This is a genomic window from Neobacillus sp. YIM B06451 (assembly GCF_032667185.1).
Classification (GTDB): domain Bacteria; phylum Bacillota; class Bacilli; order Bacillales; family Cytobacillaceae; genus Bacillus_D.
In genome coordinates, this window is record NZ_JAVFKJ010000004.1 from 65,320 (window position 1) to 91,860 (window position 26,541).

The 26,541-nt window shown below is 45.3% G+C and carries 29 protein-coding genes and 1 riboswitch; of the genes, 23 read left to right on the forward strand and 6 right to left on the reverse strand.

Features of this window, described 5'->3' with window-relative positions:
- Positions 1-233: 233 nt before the first annotated feature.
- On the forward strand, positions 234-1,751 hold the full coding sequence (hutH, locus tag RB160_RS10035) for a histidine ammonia-lyase (RefSeq protein ID WP_316570390.1): 1,518 nt from the start codon (positions 234-236) through the stop codon (positions 1,749-1,751).
- Positions 1,752-1,839: 88 nt separating this feature from the next.
- On the opposite strand, the gene RB160_RS10040 is transcribed toward hutH, so the two are convergent.
- Complete coding sequence (locus RB160_RS10040) at positions 1,840-2,013, reverse strand: hypothetical protein (protein WP_316570116.1); 174 nt, start codon at positions 2,011-2,013, stop codon at positions 1,840-1,842.
- Positions 2,014-2,193: 180 nt separating this feature from the next.
- Here RB160_RS10040 and RB160_RS10045 point away from each other — a divergent pair, with 180 nt between their 5' ends.
- The gene (locus RB160_RS10045; protein WP_316570117.1) at positions 2,194-2,568 is read left to right on the forward strand and encodes a DnaJ family domain-containing protein; all 375 of its coding nucleotides are present in this window, start codon (positions 2,194-2,196) and stop codon (positions 2,566-2,568) included.
- A 41-nt stretch (positions 2,569-2,609) separates the two neighbouring features.
- Here RB160_RS10045 and RB160_RS10050 read toward each other — a convergent pair whose 3' ends face one another.
- Positions 2,610-2,783 (reverse strand): hypothetical protein, encoded by a 174-nt coding sequence (locus RB160_RS10050; RefSeq protein ID WP_316570118.1) that lies wholly within the window; start codon positions 2,781-2,783, stop codon positions 2,610-2,612.
- 423 nt (positions 2,784-3,206) lie between these two features.
- Positions 3,207-3,294, forward strand: a riboswitch (cyclic di-GMP riboswitch).
- Positions 3,295-3,324: 30 nt separating this feature from the next.
- Between RB160_RS10050 and sinI the strand changes: the two genes are divergently transcribed.
- Entirely contained in the window at positions 3,325-3,462 is a 138-nt protein-coding gene (gene sinI, locus RB160_RS10055) for a DNA-binding anti-repressor SinI (protein WP_316570119.1), read from the forward strand.
- Between the two features lie 123 nt (positions 3,463-3,585).
- Here sinI and RB160_RS10060 read toward each other — a convergent pair whose 3' ends face one another.
- Positions 3,586-3,918: a helix-turn-helix domain-containing protein gene (locus RB160_RS10060; protein ID WP_316570120.1), complete on the reverse strand. Its 333-nt coding sequence runs from the start codon at positions 3,916-3,918 to the stop codon at positions 3,586-3,588.
- A gap of 262 nt (positions 3,919-4,180) precedes the next feature.
- Between RB160_RS10060 and RB160_RS10065 the strand changes: the two genes are divergently transcribed.
- Together RB160_RS10065 and map are read left to right on the forward strand one after the other, a co-directional pair.
- A complete protein-coding gene (locus tag RB160_RS10065) occupies positions 4,181-4,699 on the forward strand; it encodes a type 1 glutamine amidotransferase domain-containing protein (RefSeq protein ID WP_316570121.1) in 519 nt (172 codons plus the stop codon).
- Positions 4,700-4,966: 267 nt separating this feature from the next.
- Positions 4,967-5,716, forward strand: coding sequence for a type I methionyl aminopeptidase (gene map / locus RB160_RS10070; protein WP_316570122.1), 750 nt, complete (start codon positions 4,967-4,969; stop codon positions 5,714-5,716).
- 107 nt (positions 5,717-5,823) lie between these two features.
- Here the strand turns inward: map and RB160_RS10075 are convergent, their stop codons facing one another.
- Positions 5,824-6,048, reverse strand: a complete 225-nt coding sequence (locus RB160_RS10075) for a DUF1128 domain-containing protein (RefSeq protein ID WP_316570123.1) — start codon at positions 6,046-6,048, stop codon at positions 5,824-5,826.
- A gap of 236 nt (positions 6,049-6,284) precedes the next feature.
- Here RB160_RS10075 and RB160_RS10080 point away from each other — a divergent pair, with 236 nt between their 5' ends.
- Positions 6,285-6,725: a YtxH domain-containing protein gene (locus tag RB160_RS10080; RefSeq protein WP_316570124.1), complete on the forward strand. Its 441-nt coding sequence runs from the start codon at positions 6,285-6,287 to the stop codon at positions 6,723-6,725.
- Between the two features lie 34 nt (positions 6,726-6,759).
- Complete coding sequence (locus RB160_RS10085) at positions 6,760-7,578, forward strand: YihY/virulence factor BrkB family protein (RefSeq protein WP_316570392.1); 819 nt, start codon at positions 6,760-6,762, stop codon at positions 7,576-7,578.
- A 374-nt stretch (positions 7,579-7,952) separates the two neighbouring features.
- On the opposite strand, the gene RB160_RS10090 is transcribed toward RB160_RS10085, so the two are convergent.
- Both RB160_RS10090 and RB160_RS10095 read right to left on the reverse strand, forming a co-directional pair.
- Complete coding sequence (locus RB160_RS10090; protein ID WP_316570125.1) at positions 7,953-9,866, reverse strand: heavy metal translocating P-type ATPase; 1,914 nt, start codon at positions 9,864-9,866, stop codon at positions 7,953-7,955.
- 189 nt (positions 9,867-10,055) lie between these two features.
- Positions 10,056-11,243 carry an MFS transporter gene (locus tag RB160_RS10095; RefSeq protein WP_316570126.1) on the reverse strand — a complete coding sequence of 396 codons (1,188 nt, stop codon included), beginning with the start codon at positions 11,241-11,243 and terminating at the stop codon, positions 10,056-10,058.
- 153 nt (positions 11,244-11,396) lie between these two features.
- On the opposite strand from RB160_RS10095, the gene RB160_RS10100 reads away from it, so the two are divergent.
- The 16 genes from RB160_RS10100 (at position 11,397) to RB160_RS10175 (ending at position 26,519) form a co-directional block, all read left to right on the forward strand.
- Complete coding sequence (locus RB160_RS10100) at positions 11,397-11,789, forward strand: OsmC family protein (protein ID WP_396954700.1); 393 nt, start codon at positions 11,397-11,399, stop codon at positions 11,787-11,789.
- A gap of 61 nt (positions 11,790-11,850) precedes the next feature.
- Positions 11,851-12,912, forward strand: a complete 1,062-nt coding sequence (gene cax / locus RB160_RS10105) for a calcium/proton exchanger (protein WP_316570127.1) — start codon at positions 11,851-11,853, stop codon at positions 12,910-12,912.
- A 353-nt stretch (positions 12,913-13,265) separates the two neighbouring features.
- On the forward strand, positions 13,266-13,901 hold the full coding sequence (locus RB160_RS10110) for a YczE/YyaS/YitT family protein (RefSeq protein WP_316570128.1): 636 nt from the start codon (positions 13,266-13,268) through the stop codon (positions 13,899-13,901).
- A 103-nt stretch (positions 13,902-14,004) separates the two neighbouring features.
- Positions 14,005-14,760: a YfkD famly protein gene (locus RB160_RS10115; protein WP_316570394.1), complete on the forward strand. Its 756-nt coding sequence runs from the start codon at positions 14,005-14,007 to the stop codon at positions 14,758-14,760.
- 224 nt (positions 14,761-14,984) lie between these two features.
- Positions 14,985-15,761 carry a hypothetical protein gene (locus tag RB160_RS10120; protein ID WP_316570129.1) on the forward strand — a complete coding sequence of 259 codons (777 nt, stop codon included), beginning with the start codon at positions 14,985-14,987 and terminating at the stop codon, positions 15,759-15,761.
- Positions 15,762-15,922: 161 nt separating this feature from the next.
- Complete coding sequence (locus RB160_RS10125; RefSeq protein WP_316570130.1) at positions 15,923-17,017, forward strand: hypothetical protein; 1,095 nt, start codon at positions 15,923-15,925, stop codon at positions 17,015-17,017.
- A gap of 79 nt (positions 17,018-17,096) precedes the next feature.
- Positions 17,097-17,495, forward strand: a complete 399-nt coding sequence (locus RB160_RS10130; protein WP_316570131.1) for a PH domain-containing protein — start codon at positions 17,097-17,099, stop codon at positions 17,493-17,495.
- A gap of 144 nt (positions 17,496-17,639) precedes the next feature.
- Complete coding sequence (gene ggt, locus RB160_RS10135; RefSeq protein ID WP_316570132.1) at positions 17,640-19,319, forward strand: gamma-glutamyltransferase; 1,680 nt, start codon at positions 17,640-17,642, stop codon at positions 19,317-19,319.
- Between the two features lie 63 nt (positions 19,320-19,382).
- Positions 19,383-19,568: an SE1561 family protein gene (locus tag RB160_RS10140; RefSeq protein ID WP_316570133.1), complete on the forward strand. Its 186-nt coding sequence runs from the start codon at positions 19,383-19,385 to the stop codon at positions 19,566-19,568.
- Positions 19,569-19,721: 153 nt separating this feature from the next.
- Positions 19,722-21,269 (forward strand): fumarate hydratase, encoded by a 1,548-nt coding sequence (locus RB160_RS10145; RefSeq protein WP_316570134.1) that lies wholly within the window; start codon positions 19,722-19,724, stop codon positions 21,267-21,269.
- A 190-nt stretch (positions 21,270-21,459) separates the two neighbouring features.
- Entirely contained in the window at positions 21,460-22,245 is a 786-nt protein-coding gene (gene pdaA / locus RB160_RS10150) for a delta-lactam-biosynthetic de-N-acetylase (protein WP_316570135.1), read from the forward strand.
- 136 nt (positions 22,246-22,381) lie between these two features.
- Complete coding sequence (locus RB160_RS10155) at positions 22,382-22,978, forward strand: hypothetical protein (RefSeq protein WP_316570136.1); 597 nt, start codon at positions 22,382-22,384, stop codon at positions 22,976-22,978.
- A gap of 146 nt (positions 22,979-23,124) precedes the next feature.
- Positions 23,125-23,571 (forward strand): DUF4871 domain-containing protein, encoded by a 447-nt coding sequence (locus RB160_RS10160; protein WP_316570137.1) that lies wholly within the window; start codon positions 23,125-23,127, stop codon positions 23,569-23,571.
- A 28-nt stretch (positions 23,572-23,599) separates the two neighbouring features.
- Complete coding sequence (locus RB160_RS10165; RefSeq protein WP_316570138.1) at positions 23,600-24,187, forward strand: uridine kinase family protein; 588 nt, start codon at positions 23,600-23,602, stop codon at positions 24,185-24,187.
- Between the two features lie 113 nt (positions 24,188-24,300).
- A complete protein-coding gene (locus RB160_RS10170) occupies positions 24,301-25,356 on the forward strand; it encodes a hypothetical protein (protein WP_316570139.1) in 1,056 nt (351 codons plus the stop codon).
- 299 nt (positions 25,357-25,655) lie between these two features.
- A complete protein-coding gene (locus tag RB160_RS10175) occupies positions 25,656-26,519 on the forward strand; it encodes a DNA-3-methyladenine glycosylase family protein (protein WP_316570140.1) in 864 nt (287 codons plus the stop codon).
- Positions 26,520-26,541: the final 22 nt, after the last annotated feature.

Consider the following 26,541-nt stretch of genomic DNA (forward strand, 5'->3'; position numbering starts at 1 on the left):
TAATTTGAATCCCTCAAATCAGGCAACCAGGCGGGAGGCCAAACTTTCCGTTGACACCGCTTCCAGGCACACATACAATAAAAGTAATTATCGTTATTTTCTAAAAACAAGGGCTGATTCCGATGAAAATAAAACATGATGCAGGCATATACAAAAGGCTGGACCCCAAATCTTAACCGGTTTGGACGTCCAGCCTTTTTCTTTATCCTGCTAAATTGGTAGAGGTGAGAATGATGGTTACATTAACAGGAAACACATTGACGCTTGCGGAGGTAAAGGAGGTCCTTTATAACGGGGCATACGTGGCCGCATCAAAGGAAAGTATGGAGAAAGTGGAGAAAAGCAGGCAGGCTGTCGAGCGGATTGTTGCCGAAAAGAAAGTTGTCTATGGAATCAATACCGGATTTGGCAAATTTAGCGATGTGCTGATTGACGCCGCCAATGTCCGGGATTTGCAGCTGAACCTGATTCGTTCGCATGCATGCGGCGTTGGCGAACCATTTCCTGAGGTTGTTTCAAAAGCGATGGTTCTGCTGAGGGCGAATGCATTGCTGAAAGGTTACTCAGGAGTTAGGCCGATCGTTATTGAAAGGCTTATTGATCTTGTGAATACCGACATCATCCCAGTTATTCCACAGCAAGGGTCACTCGGCGCGAGCGGGGACCTTGCCCCGTTGTCCCATTTGGCGCTTGTCCTGATTGGGGAAGGGGAGGCCTTTTACAAAGGAATTCGGATGGACGCGGCTACCGCGCTTCAGCAGGAAGGAATTATGCCAATCACACTCGAGGCAAAAGAGGGGCTTGCCCTTATTAATGGAACTCAGGCGATGACTGCGATGGGAGCGGTCGGCTATCTCGAAGCGGAGCAGCTTGCCTTCCAGAGCGAACTGATTGCAAGCATGACGATTGAAGGGCTGTCTGGAATTATGGATGCATTCGCTGAGGAAATCCATCAGGCGAGGGGGTACACGCAGCAAATCGAAACAGCAGCAAGAATCCGGAATTATCTTCATGACAGCCAGCTGACAACGAAACAGGGGGAGCTGCGTGTTCAGGACGCATATAGCCTTCGCTGTATACCGCAGGTTCACGGCGCATCCTGGCAGGCATTGGATTATGTTCGTGAAAAACTCGAAATCGAGCTGAACGCAGCAACCGACAATCCGCTTATTTTCCATGATGGCGAGATGATTGTCTCGGGCGGAAATTTCCATGGCCAGCCAATCGCGCTTGCAATGGACTTTATGAAGATCGCCGTTGCCGAACTTGCGAATATATCCGAGCGACGCATCGAGCGCCTCGTCAATCCGCAGCTGAATGACCTGCCGCCATTCCTAAGCCCGGAACCAGGCCTGCAGTCAGGGGCAATGATCATGCAATACGTAGCGGCATCGCTCGTTTCGGAAAATAAAACACTGGCCCATCCGGCAAGCGTCGATTCGATTCCGTCATCCGCGAACCAAGAGGACCATGTATCAATGGGAACAATTGCAGCGCGCCACGCCTGGCAAATCGTCCAAAATGCTAGAAGGGTCCTGGCAATCGAACTCATTTGTGCACTCCAGGCTGCTGAATTCCGAGGACCGGAAAAATTGGCCACCGTAACACGAAAAATGTACGACGAAGCAAGGGAAGTGGTCCCAAGCATCACCCATGACCGCGTTTTTTCAAAAGACATTGAAGCCGCAGCAAGCTGGCTGAAGCAAAAGGAGCTTACCACGGTTTTGTTGCCTAAAGAAGAGCAGGTGTGAGCTAATTCCGAAAAAGTTCAAAAAAACGGTTCCGCCAAATTGTGGCTGAACCGTTTTTTATGTATTCCTGCTTTCAATAATGGATTTCTTAATGGAACCTGTTTCCGTCCCCTCGTTCAACGCGGTTTTTAAATGCTTCTCTGACGACCAGGAACTCCTCATCGCCAATTGCTTCCTTGACATGCTTTTCGGTCAGGCTATCCTTCGGGAACTCACCGGGATGCCCTTTCTTTTTATGCTCAAATTGTTTGCCGCGGCCCATATTGGCACTCCTTTCACATTCAACTGTCTTAACGCGATTAGTTTCCCCTGCTATTGCTTGTTTATGAAAAAGAAACCCTGCTTAAGTAAAGGGTTTACTCGCTGATGATAGTGGAAAAGTGGTATACTTATAATGACAGCATGTTCATCCATACACATTCCCATATGAGGAGGAAACAGGGTGGATTATTTTCAAATCATTTCAGAAGACCGAATTAAAAAGGCTTACAATAACGGGGAATTTGAAAATTTGCCAGGCTTCGGAAAACCGCTTCCGCCGGATGAACTGGCGGGGATACCAGATGAATTGCGAATGGCTTACCGTGTCCTGAAGAATGCAGGATATACGGAAGAAGCAAAATCTCTGCGCCAGGAAATGGTCTCCCTTGAAAGCATGATCGCCCAATGTACGGATGATGCCGAGCGTGCTTCCATGCAAAAGAAGCTTAATCAAAAGCTTTTGAGGTACAATAGCATGATGGCCAAACGCGGCGCCAAAACGAACTCCTCCGTTTTTAAAAACTACGGGGATAAGGTTATAAGAAAACTGACATAACCATAAATTAAAGGGACCCGCCATTGCCGGCAGGTCCTAATTCATTTCCATACCCCGTTTCGAATTTCAATTGGCTGATCACCAGCCTGGTCCTGGAGGTGGGCTTCCGTTTCCTCCGATGCCTGGGAAGGCCTACACATCCGATCAAGTAAAAAGCCAAAGAAAATCATAAACGCTATCGGGATTGTATAATTTATTACATGGATTAAGGTCAATTCAATCCCTCCTATTTGAAATTTTGGTTGTTTTCCTTATCTTCATGTTGTTTATATTATATTTAACGTTGGCTGAAAATTCAAAAAGTTTTCAAAATTTTCATTCAACATTTTTTTAAAAAAGAATCGGCACAATTCGTTCCATTCCGGAAGAATATTGGCTCGAAGAAATCGTTATCCTCCAGTGTTTCGACAATTTCCCAACTCCTTTTCCAGCGTAATCATAAAAAACTAAATCAAATTGAATTATCAGAAAATTTACTGTAGATTTTTGTATGAATTTATTGGTATTATATGGTTTTTTCAAGACAAAATCTAACAACCTCCCCCAAAAGAACTATCTATAATGGATGTAGAACTACTACTTAAGTATGTGTCCATGTTTATAACAGTAGAGACGGCATGGAGCGTGCCTAGGTACATAACAGAAAAAGGCAAACCGTTTGAAAAAGCGGGACGCAAAGCTTCAGGTCTTCTGCAGAGTTTTTGCAATGACGGCTGGGCTGCCTGGAATACGAAATCGTATTTTAGGGGTGAGAAAGTGCTAGTTAAAGAAAGAGGTTTTGAGGGACTCGATCAGGAGTGGATTGCACTTATCATGGAGGCAAAAGAGATAGGCCTCGAGTCGGAGTTGGTCAGGGATTTCTTGAGTAGGAATGAAAAAGCGTCATTGAAATGACAGTTCCGGGGCAAAAAAAACAATCCAATGGGAAATTCCCATTGGATTGTTTTTGTCTAGCTCAAGCGCCCAGCGCCTAGGGTACTTCGGTCCATACGGCACTAAACGGGCACTTGCGCTTTACTATTTGTCATCATTGTTCTGGTTCAAACGCCATTTATTAAATTCGAGGAAATCCCGGAACTGATCCTTCGATACCCCCGATTCCATCGCCTCTTTCACCAGATTCAGCCAGTCGCTGTCCAACTCTCCCTTGTCTGCCGCATCATGGATCAAGTGGTCAACAGGAACATTCAGCACAGCCGAGATTTTTTCGAGGAACTGGATCGACGGATTCCGCTGTAAATTTCGTTCTAGGGAGCTAATATATGATTTAGCAACCCCCGCCTGTTCGGCCAACTCTGATAACGACATTTTTCTTTCCAAACGAATCTTCTTGACGCGATCACCAATCATGAACGTTCACACACCTTGGAATTATATATCTTTCATTCATGATAACAAATTGAGAATAAAAGTACCATAGCATGAAACTGAATAATCAAAAAATCCAACGCAATGAAACCACCCAATAACCCAAAAGTCTAATGCATTTGAAACCGATTCAACGAAAATATTCAACTACCCGCCTAGACAGACGGCCAAGGTTTTATTACGGAAGTCGAAGGGAATGAGAATAACGGGCAATTTTGAAAAACAAGAGAAGGAGCTGCATACAATGGCAAAAAAAATCGCCTGCCTAATTACATCGATGTTTGAAGACTCCGAATTCACCGAGCCGGCAAAAGCCTATGTCGAAGGCGGACATGAAGTCTTCACGATTGGGACCGAAAAAGGGAATGAAGTCAAAGGGAAGCAGGGTAAAGCAACAATAACAATTGACTACAGTATTGACGAGGTAAGTCCCAACGAGTACGATGCCTTGTTTTTACCAGGAGGCTTCTCACCCGACATTCTTCGCGCTGATGACCGATTTGTCCAATTCTCAAAGCACTTCATGGACGAAAAAAAGCCTGTTTTCGCCATTTGCCACGGACCCCAGCTGCTCATCACAGCCAAGGCCCTTGAAGGCCGAACCGTGACCGGCTATAAATCCATCAAGGTCGATCTTGAAAACGCCGGGGCGACTTATAAGGATGAAGAAGTTGTTGTCTGCGGCGACCAGCTAGTCACAAGCCGTACCCCTGATGACATTCCGGCCTTTATACAAGAATCAACAAAACTATTGGAAGCATAATTGATTTTACTACCTCTTATCATGAGGCTGTAGCCGGCAAAAGTGCGGCACAGCCTTTTTGTTTGCGAAGGAAAGCTGCTAGGATAGCCATGTCAGCAACCAACGACTAGTACTTGTGGCCAAGAGATTTGCCTAATTAGTGGTTTTGCCCAAAAACAAGCCGCTTTGAAAAAGAGGAAAAGAGAGATACTATAAAGGATGAGAGCATTTTATTGTGACAGCATATAGTAAACGAGAAAATGAATTTTGCAAAAAGGCGGGAAATACATGATTGTCCTCAAATCACCAAGGGAAATCGCCATGATGAAAAAGGCAGGAGAGGTTTTAGCCGCTTGCCATAAAGAGTTGGCAGGCATAATCAAACCTGGCATAACAACATGGGAGATTGACCAATTTACGGAAGAATTTTTAAAAAAACATGGAGCCACTCCGGAACAGAAAGGTTACCGGGGATATGAATATGCCACATGCGCAAGCATTAATGACGAAGTTTGCCATGGGTTCCCTCGAAAGGAACCGCTCAAGGAAGGCGATATTGTTACCGTGGATATGGTTGTGAACCTCAACGGGGCGCTTGCCGATTCTGCCTGGACGTATCCTGTCGGCAAGGTTAGCGATGAAGTCCAGAAGCTGGTGGATGTAACGAAGGAAGCGCTCTATAAAGGAATCGAAAAGTCCGTCATCGGATCGAGAATCGGCGACATTGGCCATGCCATCCAGCAATATGTTGAGGGGGAGGGCTTCTCAGTCGTCCGGGATTTTATTGGCCACGGTATTGGATCTGTCATCCACGAAAAACCAGACGTTCCCCACTTCGGGCTGCCAGGCAAAGGCGCAAGGTTGAAAGAAGGGATGGTCTTCACGATCGAACCAATGGTCAACATCGGCGCATGGGCAACCAAAATGGACCCTAACGGCTGGACAGCGAGAACCGTAGACGGTACCTACTCCGCCCAATACGAACACACTATAGCCATAACAAAAGACGGCCCGCTTATCCTCACCAACCAGGAGTAAATGAAAGGTGCCAGGCACCAATGTGGACATTTTCTGCCCCATTCGGGTGTCTGGCACCTTAAATGATAAAAATGGCGCCTCTTTTGGGAAGCGCCTTCCATTTCATCTTATTGTTTGCGGAGGTTGCCAAGCTCTTCTGCGAGTGCCTGCATTTCGCTTGTGGAGAAGGAGTTTTTCCGCATGACCATTTCATAGATTTCGGTTAGTTCCTCATACATATTTTCATCGAAGTGGGAGGGCTTGATTGCCCCCAAATTCATAACTTTAAGCTTGTCCTTTATTTTTTCGATCATATACTCAACGTTTTCAGCCGATTTTTTCGATAAATCCATCTTATCCACCCTTCCTGGTTTTCGTAGTTTCATCTTTCCATGGTAAAGTAGAAATGTCAACATCGGAGGAGAACACCAACGAAATTAAAAGGATTCCCTTGGCAACGCGGGACGAGGCAGTCATGTTTGCCTGTTTCTTAAAGCGGGAAGGATAGTACCAAAGAAATCTGGATCAGTACGTATTTTTAAAGTATAACAATGATAAGAAAAACGCGCAGAAGAAGGAGAGATTGTTTATGGCAGGTACGAGCAAATTTTGGAAGGCAATAGCCTTGGGGGCATTGGCAGGCGGGGCAATCAGCCTTTTTAACAAAGAAACGCGTAAAGCTGTATTTGAAGGAGCAAAGAAGACCTCCAGCAACTTAACGTATGCAATGAAAAATCCACACGAAATCACGAATTCAATTCGTGAAGCCGCGAAAAAAATCCAAAACACTGTTGAACAAATGAATGATGACATCGCCTATATCGCGGGCAAAGTCGATGAGCTGCGCGGCACGACTCCACAACTCGTCGGAATCCTGAAGGAAACAAAAGAAGCTTTCGCGAAAAAAGAGGACAACGGCAATCCTGACACTGTTTCAGCCATGGCAGGCGGCATGAAAAACGACAGCGATGGCAACGAGCCGGTATTAAGCGAAGTAGTCCTAAAGGAAGCTGATACTGTTGGTACATGAGGCATTGGAGGAAAGAGTCGAGAATGTCAGCCGTTTGTTCAGCAAGAATATATTTAAACAGCTTTGGCACCGCATCCAGGAGGATGACCTGCCGGGGCTGGCAGCGCAACTGGCCTACTACTTTCTACTCTCCATGTTTCCAATGCTGATTTTCCTTTTAACGCTTCTTCCGTATTTGCCGATTCCCCACCATGATATCCTTGGGGCAATCAGCCAATACGCGCCGGAAGAGGCAATGGTCCTGATTGAAAAAAACCTTGATAGTGTAATGGCAAACAGAAGCGGCGGACTATTGTCCATCGGGATTATCGGGACAATCTGGTCCGCCTCAAATGGAATCAACGCACTTGTTCGCGCATTCAATAAAGCATATAACGTAAAGGAGAGCCGGCCTTTCATTGTAGCCCGCGGAATGGCAATTGTATTGACCTTTGGAATAATCACGGTTTTTATCGTCGCACTTGCTCTGCCTGTATTCGGTAAAGCAATCGGGCTGTTTTTATTTTCGCAACTGGGCCTTAGTGAACAATTCCTAGCCATTTGGGCCGCACTCCGCTGGATTGTTAGCGCGCTGATTCTATTTGGCATTTTCACCGTCTTGTATTGGGTGGCGCCAAATGTGAAAATGAGGTGCAGATCCGCAGTTCCCGGCGCTATTTTTGCAACAGTCGGCTGGACAGTCGTTTCCCTTCTTTTTTCGTTCTATGTCAATAACTTTGGCAACTACACCGCAACCTATGGAAGCATTGGGGCAATCATTATCCTGATGATCTGGCTTTACCTGACTGGTTTTATTATCCTTCTCGGCGGGGAAATCAACGCCTTCTATGCGGAAAAAGCGAAAGAGTGCTAATATACCGTAAGAGAAGCCGTGCCTTAAAAAGGTGCGGTTTCTTTTTTGAAATTTAGGATGTTTTAAAGTGAATTCACTAGTGAAAAATCACTATCTGTTTTCTATTAAAATAGTAGGTGTCAGACGCTTACTATTTGTCTCGGAATTTTATAGCAATAAATCACTAGTCTTATTGCGTGTTGAACCGGGATTCACTAGTAAAAAATAACTATCTGTTTTCAAAAAAATAGTAGGTGTCAGACGCTTACTATATTTCCTGAAATCCTATAGCCATAAATCACTAGCCATCCCAACAAAACCGTACTAAACGAAATAAAAGCAGCCAGCATCACAGTGCCAACTGCATTTAATCCTCCATCCCAAGCAACAGCAACTCAAGATCTCAAGAGCCGCAAGCTGTTTAAAATAACCAAAATCGTGCTTCCTTCGTGTCCGATAACTCCGTATGGCAAATCAAGAACCTGTAAAAAATTCGATGCAATCAGTACCATAATAACCAAAATCGAAAACACAACATTCTGCTTAATAATCCGGTTCATCCTGCGCGACAGCCGAATCGCTTCTGCAATTTTCGGAAGATCATTTTTCATTAACACGATATCAGCTGTTTCCAGAGCGACGTCGGTTCCTTCTCCCATTGCAATCCCGACGTTTGCGGTCGCGAGTGCGGGCGCGTCGTTAATTCCGTCTCCGACCATGGCGACAGTGTTAAACCGCTTCATGAGCCCTTTCAACTTGTCGACCTTCTCCTCGGGCAGGCACTCGGCAAAATACTCATCGACTCCACTCTCCGCGGCAATCGCCTTCGCGGTCGTTTCGCTGTCGCCGGTCAGCATCACCGTATACACGCCTTCCTGCTCAAGCTCCCCAATCGCCGCCATCGCCTTCTCGCGGACAACATCCTTCAGAGCAAGCATCCCGGCAGGAACGCCATTTACACTGATATAGACAAGCGTGTTTCCTTGAGCCGCAAGCTGTTCAGCCCGTTCGCCGCCAAGTACAGCGGCCCCTTCGCCAATAAACCCCGCTTTGCCGATTTTCCAAGACTCACCGCTAATTTCAGCTGAAATGCCCCAACCCGGCATATCTTCCATTTTATCCGGCTGAATCATCTCTTTTTCAAATCGGTTTTTTGCAAAGCCCACAATCGCCTTCGCAAGCGGATGGTTGGACTGGTTTTCGATGGATGCGGTTTTCCAGAGCAGGTCTCTTTCGGAAAATCCTTCCCCGATCACGAATTCGGTCACTTCCGGCTTTCCTTTAGTCAGCGTTCCGGTTTTGTCAAAAGCAATCGCGTTAAGGTTGCTTAAATTTTCAAGATGGACGCCGCCCTTTACAAGGATTCCATGCCGTGCCCCATTGGAAATCGCAGATAACGTCGCAGGCATAATCGAAGCGACGAGGGCGCATGGCGAGGCTACGACCAACAAGATCATCGCCCGGTAGAACGATTCCTGCCAACTCCAGCCCAGCGCGAAATGCGGAACAATCATCATCAGCGCCACAACCGCCAGGACCACTTTTACATATCTTCCTTCAAACCGTTCAATGAAAAGTTGGGAAGGGGACTTTTCACTTTGTGCTGACTGCACCAGCTGGATAATCTTGTGGAAAAGCGTTTCGTTGCTAGCCTTTGTTACTTTGACGGTTATCGCACCCGTCAAGTTCACCGTTCCGGCAAAAACCTCGTCACGCAAGCCTTTTATAACCGGAATCGATTCTCCGGTAATCGCTGCCTGGTCGATGCTCGATTCACCTTTATCGATAATGCCGTCAGCAGGGACGCGTTCACCAGGCTTTACCAAAATCGCATCGCCAACAGCCAGCTCCGATACCCGTACCCTCCGTTCGCCGCTGCTTGTAATCAGGAGGGCCTCTTCAGGCTGAAGCTCCATCAGCGACGAGATTTCCTTATGGCTTTTGTTCATCGTATACGTTTCAAGGGCGCCGCTGACCGCGAAGATGAAAATCAATATCGCGCCTTCCGCCCAGTATCCGATGATGGCGGAACCAATTGCCGCAAAGACCATCAGCATTTCGACATTCAGTTCTTTGTCCTCGATTGTCGCTTCTATGCCTTCCTTCGCCTTTGCAAAACCGCCAATCACAAATGCCGCCAAATACGATGTTACACTCGCGGCCTCAAGGCCATTTGTGGCAAGCAGCCATCCGGCGAGAATGAGGATGCCGCTTACGGCCGCGGCTATCAATTCCGCATGGGGAAGTATTTTTTGTAAAAAAGAATCATCGGTGGTTTGCCGTTCATTCACCCTGGCTTCCGCTTCCATTTTCGTTTCCCTCCTTCTAATTGAGAAAAAGAATCATAATCAATACCCTTATAAAATGACGAAAGCTGCCACCGACAAGCGATAGCAGCATAAAACATTTGTTTTCTAGTTTAGAATAATTCTATCATATAGTATAAGTGAAGGAAAGTAAAACTGCCTGGAATAAAATCGCTATATTGTGAAACCGGGTTAACTAGCAGATTCTTTTGTTAACGAACTGCCTGGCTGCTTGACAAAATAAAGGCAGGCAAAAATGATAAGCAGCAGGACGCTAATCATATAGAAAAACGTTGCACCCTCAGTGTACTGGATGGCCAGCCCGCCTATGAAAGGCCCGGACATACTGCCAAAGCTAAAAAAGATTCCGCACATCAGGTTCCCGGCGGGAAGAAGCTGCTTTGGCAGCAAATCCGCCATATAGCTGATTCCAAGCGAGAACGTCGTGCCAACCGCCATACCCGCTAAAAAGAAGCAAATAAGAAGTCCAAGGGCTGTTTTATGAAAAATACCCGCCGCGATAAAGAATATAAAGCCGCTGAGCATAATACCCATTAGAACGTTCCGCCTTCCGAATTTGTCACTCAGCATCCCGAGCGGAAACTGGAAAAGGATCCCGCCAATCGAGAATGCGGGCAAGATAATTGATACGGCTGAAATATCAAGCCCATTCCGCAATGCCAAGACGGGGAAGTTCCCATTCAGGGAGGCTTCAAGGAATCCATACCCAAGTGGGGGCAGTAATGAAACCCAAGCAATTTTCAAAACCTTCCCGAAACGGGAAAAGGTGCCTAGATAAGTACCGGCAGAACCCGCCCCTTCCGTATCGGGGGAGTCATTCCGCAAAAGCCAGACGAACAGCCACGAAATCACCGACAGTACGGACGAAACAACGAAAGGAAGCGCTTCATTGATTTCCACAAGCCTTGTCAATAGCGGCCCGGCCGCAAAGCCTATTCCAAAGAATAGCCCATACAGCGACACATTCCTGCCGCGGCGGTTTTCTGGCGATGATGCGGTTATCCAAGTCTGGGCGCCGAAATGGAGCATGTGGTCACCGATGCCAATCACGAACCGTAGCATAAACCAAAACCAAAAACTTTTCCAGACAGGGAACAAAGCGAGCGCCAACGCCACGCTCAAGCCTCCTGCAAGGATGATAGGCTTATAGCCAAATCTTCTGAGCGGCGCCTCCATGAAAGGGGAGGCCAACAGTATTCCAATATAAAGGGCGGTCGCGTTGATTCCATTAAGGGAGGAAGAGAGCCCGTCTTGTTCAAAAATGATTGCAATCAACGGAAGCAGCATGCCCTGTGAGATCCCGGAGATGCCGACCGTACTGACCAGGATCCAAAAATGGGCTGGGGGACTTTTTTTCATGATGAAAACCTCAATTTACTAGAATAGTCAAAGTCGATAGTATCTGTTAAAGCCCCTTTTTGCAATAGGAAGAAGTGAAAAACTTTTCTCCGAAAACCTTTTGAGTTAATCTCTAAACAAGATACTTGTGGCAAAATAAATGAAGAGGTGAAGATGTTGATTTTTAAAATGAAAGAAATCGGTTTTTATACGGAGCTGCCGTTCGGGCGCCTCGATGTATCAGGCAATGAGGAGGCGGGTTTCCGTCCATATCAGCTGATGGCTGCTTCCGTAGCCGTATGCAGCGGGGGGATCCTTAGGACAATCCTTGAGAAAAAGAGGCTGCAGGTCGAGGATATTGAAATCCACACGGAAGTCGACCGAAATCCGCACGAGGTAAACAGGATTGAAACGATTCATCTCCATTTCATCATTAAGGGTAACGGGCTCGATGAGAAGCAAATTGAAAAGGCGCTCGAGCTTGTCGGAAAAAATTGCTCGATGGCACAATCCGTAAAGGGAAGCATCGATATCAAGGAAACGTTCGAGCTAGTCAACGGGGAATAAATAAAGAGAACGCGGGTAAAGGTAGAATTATAATCAGCACTAGGATTGAGAGGGAAAAATCGTGGCTAACAAGATTTTTATGATTATGACCTTTGTCGGCGTTCCGGTGTCTGTGATTGGGAGCCTCATGCATTGGCCGAGCACGATTATGTTCGGTATTTATTGTTTGACCATCATCGCGTTGGCAAGCTATATGGGCAGGGCGACCGAAAGCCTAGCGGTAATTGCCGGGCCCAGGATAGGCGGGCTATTGAACGCTACGTTCGGGAACGCGGTCGAGCTGATTATTTCGATCTTTGCCCTCAAGGCCGGACTGACGGGAGTCGTCCTCGCTTCACTAACTGGTTCTGTCCTTGGGAACTTGCTGCTGGTTGCCGGACTATCCTTCTTCCTAGGAGGGATTAAGTTCAAACGCCAAACGTTTAACGTCTATGATGCGCGCCATAACTCGGGGCTGCTGATGTTTGCAGTCATCGTCGCATTCGTCATCCCGGAAGTGTTCTCGATGGGAATGGATGAAGGCAAGACGATTTCATTAAGTGTTGGGATTTCCGTCATTTTGATTGCGCTGTACCTTGCGGCGCTCTTCTTCAAGCTTGTTACCCACCGAGGGGTTTACCAAAGTGAAAATAGCGGTGGTGGAGGCGGCCATGAGGAAGAACCGGAATGGAGCAAAATGAAGGCGATCATCATCCTTGCCCTTGCGACAGTCGCAGTTGCGTATGTTTCCGAAAGCCTTGTCCACACATTTGAAACAGTGGCAGAGTCGTTCGGCTGGACGGAGCTGTTTATTGGGGTCATCATTGTGGCGATTGTCGGTAATGCGGCCGAGCACGCATCCGCCCTCATTTTTGCCTGGAAAAACAAAATGGACATCGCTGTTGAAATCGCCATCGGCTCTACATTGCAAATCGCGATGTTCGTTGCTCCGGTCCTTGTTCTCGTTTCGCTTCTGTTTAATGAAGCCATGCCGCTCGTCTTCACCCTGCCGGAATTGGTCGCAATGGCTTCATCTGTCCTGCTGATGGTCATTATTTCAAATGACGGCGAATCAAACTGGTTTGAAGGGCTGACGCTTTTAGCGGCTTATATTATCATGGGAATCGGCTTCTTTCTGCTTTAAAAATTTTTTGGCAACACAAAATGGCTCGGGGCGTGAAGCCCGGAGCCATTCTTTAATCCAACTATTTACCCAACCAATAGCATAAAACCACCACTGATGGTTGGTTCACTTGACTCGCCGATAAGGGTCCTCAATCAATTCGCTTTTATTTAGGGGACAACCACCAACCTTCATGCTTAATATGGTAAAATCAATCTCAGTCAACATAAATTAGTGTATCCCTGCCTCCTTCTATGGAAAGTTGCCAGCGAGTTGATCCTGCCCTCCTTTTTATTAAAGTAAGGTCAGTATACACCATTATTTAATTTTTGTAAACATTCTGAACATTTCTTTTTGCTAAAAAGGAGAATAAAATGTCGTTAGTCTATCGTTTTTTATTTTTTCTTATAGGGTTAATGATTTTAACAATTGGTATTTGTATGACAATTGTCGCTGACTTCGGGGCGGGTGCTTGGGATGCACTGAACGTTGCGTTAACTGAAACATTCGGCCTTTCAATTGGGCGCTGGGTCATGATTGTCGGAGCCATCCTGATTGTTGTAAATGCATTTCTTCATAAAAGCAGGCCGGAATTCCTGGCAATAGGAATCATTTTCGCCATTGGATCTCTAATTGATCTATGGATGTCCCTTTTCTTTAAAGGTTGGGAACCTTCAGGGCTTTTCGGCCAGCTTTCAATGTTTCTTGCAGGAATCGTTGTTATTGGAATTGGAGCGGCAATTTATTTGCAGCCAAAATTCCCGCTTAACCCAATTGATTCCTTAATGATGGGAATTAAAAAACGGCTGAACATCAGCATCATGGCGGCTAAGACAATTGGGGAGCTGATCGCCCTTATCCTCGCGCTGGTTTTCAACGGTCCAATCGGGCTTGGAACATTGATTATCACGTTCGCGATTGGCCCGGTCATCCAGCTTTTCTTCCCGCCTTTTGAAAAATTGCACAAAAAGCTGCTTGCTTCAGCCGAAAAAAGCCAGGAAATTGGATAATATCGCCGAACTCCGAAAACAATAAGTGCAAACACATGCACCTTTGTGAAAGGAGTTCTTTTTTGTGGGAAAAAAACTTGTCGTTTTCATCATGATTACATTAATGGCCTCACTCGCTTCGCCGGCTTCTGCTGAAAAGGCGACACAGAAAAAGCTGATTCCTGAAGGGGTTATGAATATTACGAAAGAAAACACATACCCGAATCCGAATCAGGACGAGCCTCTTCTCCAGCCAAGCGACCTTGCGACTAAGCTAATCAAGTCATCCAGGATCAAAATAGAAAACCCGAATTTAATCCGGATGCTGAACGAGACATCGATCAGTACCACTCCGTTTGCCCTGGGATACAAAGCCATCATCTATCTTGGGCAGTGGCCGCTCAATTATGAATCGGCGGAAACGTCGCCGAATTGGGAATACCAGAGGATCAACACGAATTACTACGACAATCGGGGCGGAGAGAAGCCATACCAAATCCATTACGTACAGGAAGCACAGAAGGTCATCAAAGGCGGCCTGACGGCGAAAATCCCGAACGCCGATGAAGTGAAGAAAATGATGCTAATCAAAGCTGCCGGCAAAACAAACTTGCCGCTTGCTTTTGAAACCGTCATTGGCCTCGGGACAAAGAAGGACCAGATTTACAACATCCCTAGGAAGCGGCTCGGCTATTTGTATGCATATGCCCCGGCCATCAATGAAAAGGGAAAAATCACCTATGGCGAAGTGTACCTGGTACTAAAGGGCAACAAAAAAACACTCGTCATTAAAAATGTCACCTCCCAGGGAATCGGCGCCTGGATTCCGATACAGGATTATGTATCCTTCAGCTTCGCGGCAAGCGAACGTCCAAGGTAAAAATGTTTCACTATTAAAGGGGCTATCTCGGGTCAAACCGGGATGCCCTTTTTGCATGGGATTGTTTTTTTTAGACGCGGGATTAGATTTCATCGTAAATGTCCTTGTAACCAATTATTGAACAGTATGGAAATCCTCCTTTTCTTTGTTTAGGCAAGCCCCCGACCGGGAAATAAACAAACAGGCTAAACTTTACTTTTAAATGATGTAAGGAGGAATTGGCAATGAACGAGTACGAAAACCAAAACAACCAGAACTATGGCTACTCTGAAAATGAAAAGAATAGCAAATTGCTGAAAGGGATCGTAATCGGCGGCGTGATTGGGGGAATCTTGACACTTCTTGATTCTTCGACGCGCAGCAGCCTAAAGGAAACCGCTGTGGACCTGAAAAATACCTCTAAGAACATGTTCACGGAAGTAAAGCAAAACCCCACTGAAGTAAAGGATCAGATGGTTTCACAGTTTCAACAGGCATCCAACGTCCTGAAAGAAGCGATTGCTGACGCACAGAAGCTGTACGATCGCTTGAACAACGACCTGTTTGGTAAAGTGTCCGAAGTGAAGGATATTTCAAAGGATGCAATTGGCACAGTTATGGGCTTTAAAGGAGAAGTAAAGGAAATTGGATCAAAGGTAGCGGAAGCAGGTTCTGAATTGAAGGCCGCCGCGCCAACGGGATCGGGCACTTCTACTGGCAGCTCATCTTCGTCCCAATACGATACTTCGATGAATTCATCCATGTCCGAAACGTATCTCGGCAAGGCGTCTGGCTCATTGACAGGATCGACAGGGCTTGGAACCGATATGGAAACCAGCGATGGCACCGGTCTAGACGGATTGGGCAACTCTTCCGTATCGTCCGAATCGGTAGATATGTCCGCGAGTGACGATTCATTCGAATCGGAAAAATCAGGCGGACTCGGCTATTCAAATGACAAGGGCCGCCACACAACAGGCGGACAGGAGTCACCAAACCACGACAAGGATGAAAAATATTAAGAAAAGCAGACGAATAAATGAACCAGCGGGATAACCCCGCTGGTTCGTTTCATTTCTCATTCTTTCTTGCTCCCCATTACCAAAACTCTTCCTAACTTATTTGTGTATAATAATGGAAAAGTGATAAAACGGCAGGGAATACATAACCTGGGGTGAGGGAAATGGGGAAAGTTTCAACGAGAAGATTAACAGTTTTTATCGTAACTTTATTTATCATTTCGATTTCAAATATTGCATTCATGACACTCCCGTATTTTGAACCAATAAGAAAGGATGTAGCTATTTGGTCATTTTTTGATTTAGCGGTCTGCCTTCCAATTCTTTTTTATTTTCTAATCATCCGAAAGAATTTTAAAGTCTACACCGTCGTGCCGTTCGCGATCGCCTGTTTTTGGTTCGCCTATTTGATTGTGCCAAAAGAGGACTTAGCGGGGCTGGATTATTTAAAAAATGGCCTATTATTGGCCGAGGCTGCACTAATAGGCTTTGAAATTTTTCTCGCGGCGTTTTTAATCACAAAAGTCCCGAAATTAATTAACCAGTATAAAAAGGAAAAGCAGGTGAGCAATCAATTTCTCATTAATTTGCAGAAAGCGATCACAAAAACAATGGGTGAGCGAAAAACACTTATTCTTTTTGCAACTGAGGTATCTGTTTTTTACTACGGGCTGTTTTCTTGGAAAAATAAACATAAAGAAAATGAAACTGCATTTAGCTACCACAAGGATTCCGGTTACTTCGGAGAATTTATTATGCTGGCCCATGCATTAACAATAGAAATTATCGGTGTCCATTTTATGATGCTGAAGATAAGCCACATACTTGCTTGGGCGGTGACGGCTCTTGATGTTTACATCCTTTTAATTTTGATAGCCGACTACAAAGCGATTGTACAAAGCCCGCTCATGCTGACTAAAACCTCTATAAAAATCCAAAAGGGGTTGAGGGCAACGATGGAAATTGACTATAACAATATTGATTCAATAGAAGTAAATCGGTCTACCAAGGAGGATAGGAAAAAAGAGAAACGGGCGTATTCAATGGAATTAGGCTCCATGATGGAAGACAAAGTCCCTTATGTTATGAACTTTAAGGAAGAAATAACGATGAGGGGCTTATATGGAAAAAAGAGAACGATTGAAAAAGTGTACATCTCGGTGGATGAGCCAGAAAAATTTATGAAGTGCATAATCGATTTGAAAAAAGAGCAGGAAGAGGAAATGTACATGCCCGAAACAATCGTGCCCAAATTGTAGCTAGAGCATAAAAACTTATTGAACAAAATGGCTGTAAAGGGTAAGTTTGGATTAATAGAACAAGTAGGAGGATTTATTCGTGTATTTTCCATCAAAAAAAGATGTTTGGCTTACCCTCGTTATCTGGTTATCTATCCTCGTGTGCTTTATACCACTGTTTTCAAAAGGAAATGGTTCACCTATCACGACTGTCCCCATTGCCGGATTTTTGCTTTGGCTTTGGTTTTCGACAGGCTATAAGGTCGAGGGTGACATGCTTATGGTCAAAAGTGGGCCCTTCAGAAGAAGTATTCCAATCAAGGAAATCGTGAAAGTTAGCCGAAGTAAAAGTCTGCTCGCATCGTATGCACTTTCCATCAAGCGGCTGGAGATACGATTTGGCAAATACGGGCAGGTTTATGTATCTCCCCAGGATGAGCAGGGTTTTATAAAATCCCTTAAAAAAGTTAACCCAACCATACAAACGGATTTAGAGTGATTTCTGGGCAGCCGAGGGGCTGTTCTTTTTTTCGAAAAGATGCCCGACTTCCTGCCCATTTGCCATAGACGTCCAGTTTTACTGAGAAGCCATACGGGTACTTACTTGGTATAAGACATTAGATAGAGAGAGGAGAGGCGGCATTTGGCGCGTTCAGATAGATGCTCGATAGAAAGAGAAACAGCAACAGGAAAATATGGAATGGTGGCAACCGCCCATCCACTTGCGACGGAAATCGGTGCGAAGGTGCTAGAAGAGGGGGGGAACGCCATAGATGCCGCGGTGGCTATCCAGTTTGCCTTGAATGTCGGCGAGCCGATGATGACAGGCATTGGCGGTTCTGGTTTCTTCATGGTCTACCATAAGGAAACCGGCGACATCAAAATTTTTGATGGACATTCAGAAGCCCCGGCGGCAGCCCACCCGGAAATGTTCCTGGATGAAAACGGCGAGGTCATTCCTTTCCGGGAGCGGTCGACCCACGCAACCGCTGTCGGTATACCGGGAATCCTTAAAGCAATGGACGCCGCATTAAAAGAATATGGAAGCAAGCCCCTTGCCGAGCTTATCGAGCCTGCCGCGCAGGCGTGTGAAGACGGCATCCCCCTTAATTGGGTATTCATGAGTTCGCTTGATCAGTTCGGCTACAGGCTGGGTGATGAAGCAAAGAAGGTTTATTTGTCAGAAGAGGGGAAGTTCGAGGAAGGCCATACCCTGAAAAAGCCGCACCTTGCAAAAACATTCCGTATATTGCAAAGTGAGGGCGTTGCCGCTTTTTATAAAGGAGAAATTGCCGAAGCGATTGTCGAAACACTTCAAAGCCTCGGCGGATTCATGACGCTGGAAGACTTGAAAAAGTACAAGCACACCGTCGATGAACCAACGCGAGGCTCTTACAGGGGGTACGAAATTGCCGCCGCAAGCCCGCCAACCGCAGGAGGGCCTAGCCTCCTTTATATCCTGAAGCTGCTTGAAAGGTTTGATCTCGCTTCATATGGTCCGCGTTCGTGGGAAAAGTATTATTTATTCACAGAAGCGATGCGGCTGGCTTTTTCTGATAAAATTGCCTATATTGCCGACCCGCACTTCAATGAAATCCCACTGAAAGGGATGGCGGATGAGCGTTATCTCGCGGAACGTTCAAAATACATCAACTTTGAATTCAGAAATCCAGAAATCGATTTCGGTAACCCATGGAAGTATCAAAAGGGACAAGGCCGTCCGGTTGTCAGACAGCCGAATGACGTAGAAAAAAGTGAAACGACCCACTTTACCGTCGCCGACCAATGGGGAAATATTGTCGCATGCACATCGACGGTGGAGCATCCATTCGGGACAGGTATCATGGTTCCGGGCTATGGTTTTTTCCTTAACAATGAATTGACCGACTTTGATGCGATTCCTGGCGGAGTAAACGAACCAGGGTCGGGGAAACGGCCGGTCAGCTGCAAATGCCCAACTATTTTATTCAAGGATGGCAAGCCGGTCCTGACCCTTGGTTCACCGGGCGGGCCGACGATTATCGCATCCGTTTTTCAAACAATCGTGAACTTCATCGATTTCGGGATGGATTTGAAGGACGCAATCGAAGAACCGCGTATCTTCTCCACCCCGGGCATGCTGCTATCTTGGGAAGAGGGAGTCGATATGCTGGCCAAAGGAAAGCTTGAATCAATGAATTTCGAGTTTGGCGATGAGCCGCATATAATTGGGAACGTCCAGGCGATCCAGTTCGACCAGGAAACGGGAATGCTGTACGGAGCGGCCGATTCAAGCCGGGAGGGAACCGCAATCGGGATTGATTTTTTGCCTAAAGAGGAATAATAGGACTAGAAAAACAGTCCGTTTTCGGATAGGATGATAAACGAGACGAAAGGAGCGAACCACTTGGGCAAAGACATTACCGACAAAGATACGCAAGTAACCTTCCTGAAACAGCGCCTGAACATGTTCATGGAACTGCTTGAGGCGATTGAACCTGAAGACGCGGACGTTGACGACATCGACCGCCTGCTCGAAATTATCGACGAAATTGAATCCAAAGTACGCGAATTCAATAATCGCGACATCTAACCCCTGCCACGAGCGGGGTTTTTTAAATGGACACATAAATTTAAGAATCAAACATACTGTAATCACTTATGCATTCGGGGTATAATGGACGAGAATGGGAATGTTTGCACTTTTCATACTATAACTGCTGTTTCATACAAGGGGGAGAAGACAGTGAACATAGAAAAGTTTCAGGAGAGTATGTACAAACTGATTGTGGAAACGTCTACAAAGCTGCCAAAGGATGTCCGCCGGGCAATCAAGGCTGCCGCAGAGCGTGAAAATGCCGGAACACGTTCGGCAATGAGTCTTGCGACAATTACCAACAATATTAAAATGGCCGATGAACAGGTTTCGCCGATTTGCCAGGATACCGGGCTGCCAACGTTCAAAATCAAGACGCCGGTTGGCGCGAACCAAATTCAAATGAAAGCAGCTATCCAACATGCGATTGCTTTGGCGACAAAGGATGGCAAGCTCCGCCCGAACTCCGTCGACTCGTTGACAGGTGAAAATAGCGGCGACAACCTTGGCGGGGGAACTCCTGTCATCAAGTTTGAGCAATGGGAAAAAGACTATATCGATGTCCGCCTTATTTTAAAAGGCGGCGGTTGTGAAAATAAAAATATCCAATACAGCCTTCCTTGTGAGCTTGAAGGGCTTGGCCGCGCGGGCCGGGACCTTGACGGAATCCGCAAATGCATTATGCATTCCGTCTATCAGGCACAGGGACAGGGCTGCAGTGCAGGATTTATCGGAGTTGGCATTGGCGGCGACCGTTCTTCAGGCTATGACCTTGCCAAGGAACAGCTTTTCCGCTCCAATGATGATGTGAACCCGAATGAAGACCTTCGCAAGCTAGAGGAATACATTATGGAAAATGCCAACAAGCTTGGCATCGGTACTATGGGCTTTGGTGGGGAAACAACCCTTCTTGGCTGTAAAATTGGCGTCATGAACCGGATTCCAGCAAGCTTCTTTGTGTCGGTTGCTTACAACTGCTGGGCGTTCCGCCGCCTTGGAGTCAATGTCCATCCTGAAACCGGGGAAATCATTGATTGGATGTACCAGGAAGGCGAAATGATCGACTTCAGGCAGGATCAAACGCTTGCGGCCCAGGAAACAGCCGCGGCATCTGAAGGAGTCATCACGCTACAGGCGCCAATTACAGAAGAGCAAATCCGCAGCCTGAAGGTTGGTGACGTTGTCCAAATTAACGGAATGATGTATACAGGCCGTGACGCAATCCATAAATACTTGTCGACAAACGATTCTCCAGTCGACCTGAACGGACAGGTCATTTACCACTGCGGGCCGGTTATGCTGAAGGACGAAGAAGGAAAATGGCGCGTTAAGGCTGCCGGTCCGACAACTAGTATCCGCGAGGAGCCTTATCAGGGCGATATCATGAAGAAGTTCGGTATCCGCGCCGTAATTGGAAAAGGTGGAATGGGGCCGAAAACACTTGCCGCGCTTCAGGAGCATGGCGGGGTTTATTTAAACGCAATCGGGGGAGCGGCACAGTATTACGCGGATTGCATTAAATCTGTCGAAGGCGTTGACCTGATGCAGTTCGGCATTCCGGAAGCAATGTGGCATCTCAAGGTTGAAGGATTCACCGCTGTTGTCACAATGGATTCGCACGGGAACAGCCTTCACGCAGATGTCGATAAATCCTCTCTCGAAAAGCTGGCAAAGTTTAAAGAGCCGGTATTCAAATAAGAATATTCTGACAAAACGACAGCCTATCACAAGGAGGCTGTCGTTTTTTTGTCCAACTAACAGAAATTGCCGGAATTTCCCGGGAAATTAAAAGTGGTATAACACAATTCTCCATAGTGTAAATATTGCCAGCAGTATTATCGACAAGAACTCCAAACACTAAAGAAAATGGGTTTGGAGGAATCCTCAAATGAGAAAATTGTATATGATTTTGATTGCAGTTTGCATTATCCTCGCTTTTATTCCAAATAAAACTCACGGTCAAGCTTCTTCTGCACCGTTCGGCTGGGGGTTTAAACGCGGGCAAAACGAACAGCAGGCTGATGCGGGATGGCAATATGAAGCACTCCTCGAAAAGAACGGAGCATTTTACAAAGGCAGTCCTGACGACAAAATTGTTTATCTGACTTTCGACAATGGTTATGAAAATGGCTATACGGAAAAGGTTCTCAATGTCCTGAAAAAAGAGAAAGTCCCTGCGGCCTTTTTCGTAACCGGCCACTACATTGAGAGCGCGCCGGAATATGTGGAACGAATGGTAAGGGAAGGGCATATTGTAGGAAACCATTCGTGGGGGCACCCTGATTTTACAAAGATACCTGATGCACAAATCAAAGAAGAGCTTGAACGGGTCCGGGCAGCTTATCAAGAGCTGACCGGGAAAAAGAAAATGGCTTATGTCCGGCCGCCACGCGGAACGTTCAGTGATAGGTCCATGGCTGTAAGTAAGGAAGCGGGTTACACACATGTTTTCTGGTCACTCGCATTTGTCGACTGGAATGTAAACCAGCAAAGGGGCTGGCAATATTCGTATGACAACATTATGCGGCAAATCCATCCGGGAGCCGTCATTCTGCTCCATTCTGTTTCTAAGGACAATGCCGATGCACTTGAAAAAGTAATCGTAGATCTAAAGGCAAAAGGCTACAAATTCAAAAGCCTCGACCATTTGGCGAAACAGCAAAAAGCAAAGTAGTCCAAAGTAGAACTGCAGCGATGCAGTTCTTTTTAATTCTTGGCGAAATGGTTTCCTGGTTTTTGTTAATCAAATGGTATAATTGGTAATATAAACCTATTAAAAACGGCTTAGAAAAGACAAATGGAGGTAACGAATGGAAGACGTAATGCTAAAAACCGAGAAAAGTCCGATGTTAATGGTTGTTTGGGCGATTATTTTATTTGTTTGCAGTTCTTTTATGCCCTTTATTATTGTTTCTATTATTCACAGCTATTTGTTCAAAAGCCCCGATCAGTGGTTATTCATTGCGCTTGGCGAAGGTTATATAACTTTCATGGCGGGAATGTTTTGGGTTTCAATTGTCATGTTTCTATATGTCTTCATTCAATACAAATATCATGTGAAATTTATGAAGTGGATTGCGTTTGCGCTTTTCTCTATAAGTATCCCTCTGTTTATGTTTGGGTCTGAACATTTTTACTTTTTTAACGAAAATGGCCTTCATTACAATGACCTAAATACATTTAAACAAACAACTACTTATGATTGGGCAAGTATGAAAGAAGTAAAACAAGTATATGCCAATAGGGCAACGAACAACGCCAGGTATTTGGATAACTATGTGTTTATCATGCCGGACAACAGGCATATTGTTATTCCTTATGATTCTGAACTTAGAAGAAACGAAAAAAGAATTTTGGTGAAACTGGAGAGAAGCCAAGTCAAAGTTACGGATAATTATTATGAATGAGAATGGATTTTCCAGATTAGAAGAACCTAAAAAATCATTCGTGAGGTGATGGTATGAAAAGCTCCAAATGGGTGATTTGCTGTTTTTGCTTTCTATTCATTTTTGTTCTATCGGGGTGCATACAGACCCATAAAGATAATACCAGTGTGAATGAGGAAGATGTACTCATAACGGATAAAGCCAAACAGTGGGAGCTGTCCCCCGAATTTGAAACTTCCGATGGAGACTATCTGATTGGCGAGGAAGGGAAGGTTGGGATACTTGGACCGGAGTTTATTGCAGGGGAAACGGGTAAATGGCTTTGGCATTTTTGGGGTGATGAACAGACGATAGAAGGCGGCAATTTCAAAGTAGTCGCCATATACAAAGAGACAGGAACAAAAGAAAAAGCACTCGTTGAACATGCCGGAACAGCTAATGTGAAAAAAGTATGGAATTATGGAAAGATGGACTACGGCCCAAATGGGATTAGAGGTTCTGACAGTTCAAGGCCCTCCAATATGTCCTTATCCAAACCGGGACTCTGGCGTTTGGAAGTATCCATTGGGAATAAAAACGTTGGCTCTATCGTTGTGGAAGTAAAAGAAAAATAATGTAGTGGAGTAGGGGGCGGCTATTGATATGCAAATAGAGACGTTTGAACAATTAGTCATGGCGATTGATACACTTCCGAGAAAGCAAAAAACCTTGATTATCGGGGTTGATGGATGCGGGGGCTCAGGGAAAAGCACTTTGGCCAGAAAACTGAAGGAAGCAAGGAAAGATGCCACCATTGTCCATATGGACGATTTTTATTTTCCATCTGCCCAAATTATAAAAGGACTGCCACAGGATAAGCCGGTTGGTGCGGATTTTGATTGGCAGCGGGTATTAAATCAGGTGCTGCTGCCGTTGAGCAAGGATAAAGATGGCGAGTACCAACGTTATGATTGGAATAGTGATCAGCTTGCCGAATGGCATACCGTCCCCGTTGGTGGAATTGTCATTATTGAAGGGATATCCTCGACCCGTCATGAGCTGGCGGATTACTACGATTTCACGATTTTCGTGGAATGCCCGTACGATATCAGGCTCCAACGAGGGCTTGAACGGGATGGAGAAGGGGCCAGGGACATGTGGGTAAACAACTGGATGGTTGCGGAACAAATGTATATAGAAGCCCATAAACCGGACGAGCGGGCTGATCTGGTGATAGATGGGACGAAGTAGCTGAGTCTAGAGTAGATAATAATTAGTAATTAGTGGTAAATACCTAAATGCCCTTTTTAAATTTACAATTTTTCCATATAATTCTTCTAGTATACTAATTACTGGAGGAAATAATGAGAAAAATTACTATATTAATTGTTGCTTGTTTTTTGATTGCCATGGCCGATACTCCAAAGACCGAAGCTGCTGAAGCAGGAAATTTTTGTGACCAATTCAAAAATGTTAAGACCGTTTGGTGGAATGGAATGGAGTTAAAGCCAGGACAAATTGGAAGGCTAAATGTTGTTAAAGATACCCCGTTGTTTAAAGTTTCTGGTGAAAAGATAGTGTTTTCAAGAACTTTGAAAAAAGGTGAATTTTACCGAATCTATGCTTTCAAACCCGGAATGTTAAGTGTGGGCGGGGGCTATTTTGTAGATAGAGATACAAGGGTTAAATATGAAACCCCTAGTAAATCCAAACTGCAGGCGGTTAAGTGCATCAGTGTTTGGAATACGAAAACGCCATATCCGTTGGAATCTTATGTGGCTAAAGATGTATGGATTAATATGAATAAATCTAAAAGCAGTTCTTTAAGTGAGAATGACTTCTATAATAGTTTGTATCCATTTGTATTGGAAATCAGCAAATTAAAAAATCCAATAGAAAAAGAGTATCTCATCCATGAATTGTATAGATTGAGAACTCAAAATAAGATTGCCATTAACAAGATTATTGTAAAATTAAGCGATGGGGAAAAGTACTTGTTTTCCGATAATAGCATGTTAATTGGCGACAATTTGAAATTTGAAAATGAAATTTACCTTAAAACGCAATACTTAAATGAGTTGTTCGGATTATTAAGCAATCAATTTACTATCAAGAAAGAAACTCTTCCCGGGGGATTAAAAGGAAGGATAAGTGCTTTCTACGTAAATTCATTTCCCGAAAAGGTTTATTTGGACATGAATGATATCAACTCTGATTATTACGAAAAGATCGTATTAAGAGCGCCATGGACAGATAAAACACTGGAATATGGCGGCTTTATCGACAAAGCACAAAGTTTTACAAATAAACGAAATCCTTATTCCATCAATGATTTATTCAATTTTGTAAATATAACTGGGTCTTATTCACTTAATGGTGATGTCTTAGAAATACATTTACCAGAAGTTGCGCCTAAATAAATGATTGGATGCTGGCAAAGATACTTTTCTTGGCCAGCATCTTTTTTGGTGTTTTAGGAATTTATAAAATTGAACCATGTGGATAACTCGAAACAAGTTATTGTAATCCAGCTCCAGCGCCTAGCCCCTCGAGGTCATAAGCCGGTTCCCTCCGGAGGGCTGGCCCGTCCTGCGGGCCCCGTCTTATGCTGGTCGGGGCTGACCAAGGCGCTTGCGCATTTTGTTCTTGTTTACAGTGTTTTATGCCATCCCAGGAAATCATGCTATAATCAGGGAAAATGGACAAAGGGGAAACGAATGTGTGGCAGGAATCAATTCAAATAGACGGCCCGTATAATTTTGACAGGGTCCTCGACCGGCTATCGATGGACCCGCTCAATGCCCTCAACCTTGAAAAAAGGACAATCACGGTACCAATCAAACTTGAAGGCGAAGCTCACACGGCAACCGTCACCGCAACCGGTACGACTGTGCAGCCAAGCTTCATCATTGAGGCAAAAAACGGAGATAAAGAGCTTATCATCAAGCGCCTCGCCGAGGTTTTCCAGTGGGAAGTACCGTTAAAGGATATTCACGAGCATTTTGGTAAAACTGACCTCAACGAAATTTTTGATGAGCATATCGGCACCCCGCTCATTCTCGACTTCGATCCGTTCGGCTGCCTGCTGAAATGCATCATCCACCAACAGCTAAATATGGCATTCGCCATCAAGCTGACTGAACGTTTTGTGAAAAAATACGGCTACGAAAAAGACGGTGCCTGGTTCTATCCGGACCCCGATACCGTTGCCGCGCTAACAGTCGAAGAACTGCGGGAACTTCAGTTCAGCGGCCGGAAAGCGGAATATTGCATCGACATTGCCAAAGCTGTCACCGAGGGCGGTCTTGATATCGAGGCTTTGAAGCAAGAGAATGAGCAGGTTATTTTTGACAAGCTTATTAAAATACGCGGCATCGGCGCATGGACCATTCAGAATTTCCTGCTGTTCGGGCTCGGCCGCCAAAACCTGTTTCCAATGGCAGACATCGGCATCCAAAACGCACTGAAAAAACTATACCAGCTTGAACGCAAACCAACCCTAGAAGAAATGGAACGCTACAAAACCGGCTGGGAACCATACCTAAGCTATGCATCTCTCTACCTTTGGAGAAGCATTGAATAAAGCACGCGCTTCTTTTAAAGAG

Excerpts from the sequence above, each read along its gene's own strand:
- hutH (WP_316570390.1), top strand. The coding sequence starts at position 234 with ATGGTTACATTAACAGGAAACACATTGACGCTTGCGGAGGTAAAGGAG.
- RB160_RS10040 (WP_316570116.1), bottom strand. The coding sequence starts at position 2,013 with ATGGGCCGCGGCAAACAATTTGAGCATAAAAAGAAAGGGCATCCCGGT.
- RB160_RS10060 (WP_316570120.1), bottom strand. The coding sequence starts at position 3,918 with ATGATTGGTGATCGCGTCAAGAAGATTCGTTTGGAAAGAAAAATGTCG.
- RB160_RS10065 (WP_316570121.1), top strand. The coding sequence starts at position 4,181 with ATGGCAAAAAAAATCGCCTGCCTAATTACATCGATGTTTGAAGACTCC.
- map (WP_316570122.1), top strand. The coding sequence starts at position 4,967 with ATGATTGTCCTCAAATCACCAAGGGAAATCGCCATGATGAAAAAGGCA.
- RB160_RS10075 (WP_316570123.1), bottom strand. The coding sequence starts at position 6,048 with ATGGATTTATCGAAAAAATCGGCTGAAAACGTTGAGTATATGATCGAA.
- RB160_RS10080 (WP_316570124.1), top strand. The coding sequence starts at position 6,285 with ATGGCAGGTACGAGCAAATTTTGGAAGGCAATAGCCTTGGGGGCATTG.
- RB160_RS10090 (WP_316570125.1), bottom strand. The coding sequence starts at position 9,866 with ATGGAAGCGGAAGCCAGGGTGAATGAACGGCAAACCACCGATGATTCT.
- RB160_RS10095 (WP_316570126.1), bottom strand. The coding sequence starts at position 11,243 with ATGAAAAAAAGTCCCCCAGCCCATTTTTGGATCCTGGTCAGTACGGTC.
- RB160_RS10100 (WP_396954700.1), top strand. The coding sequence starts at position 11,397 with ATGTTGATTTTTAAAATGAAAGAAATCGGTTTTTATACGGAGCTGCCG.
- RB160_RS10110 (WP_316570128.1), top strand. The coding sequence starts at position 13,266 with ATGTCGTTAGTCTATCGTTTTTTATTTTTTCTTATAGGGTTAATGATT.
- RB160_RS10115 (WP_316570394.1), top strand. The coding sequence starts at position 14,005 with ATGGCCTCACTCGCTTCGCCGGCTTCTGCTGAAAAGGCGACACAGAAA.
- RB160_RS10120 (WP_316570129.1), top strand. The coding sequence starts at position 14,985 with ATGAACGAGTACGAAAACCAAAACAACCAGAACTATGGCTACTCTGAA.
- RB160_RS10125 (WP_316570130.1), top strand. The coding sequence starts at position 15,923 with ATGGGGAAAGTTTCAACGAGAAGATTAACAGTTTTTATCGTAACTTTA.
- pdaA (WP_316570135.1), top strand. The coding sequence starts at position 21,460 with ATGAGAAAATTGTATATGATTTTGATTGCAGTTTGCATTATCCTCGCT.
- RB160_RS10155 (WP_316570136.1), top strand. The coding sequence starts at position 22,382 with ATGGAAGACGTAATGCTAAAAACCGAGAAAAGTCCGATGTTAATGGTT.
- RB160_RS10165 (WP_316570138.1), top strand. The coding sequence starts at position 23,600 with ATGCAAATAGAGACGTTTGAACAATTAGTCATGGCGATTGATACACTT.
- RB160_RS10170 (WP_316570139.1), top strand. The coding sequence starts at position 24,301 with ATGAGAAAAATTACTATATTAATTGTTGCTTGTTTTTTGATTGCCATG.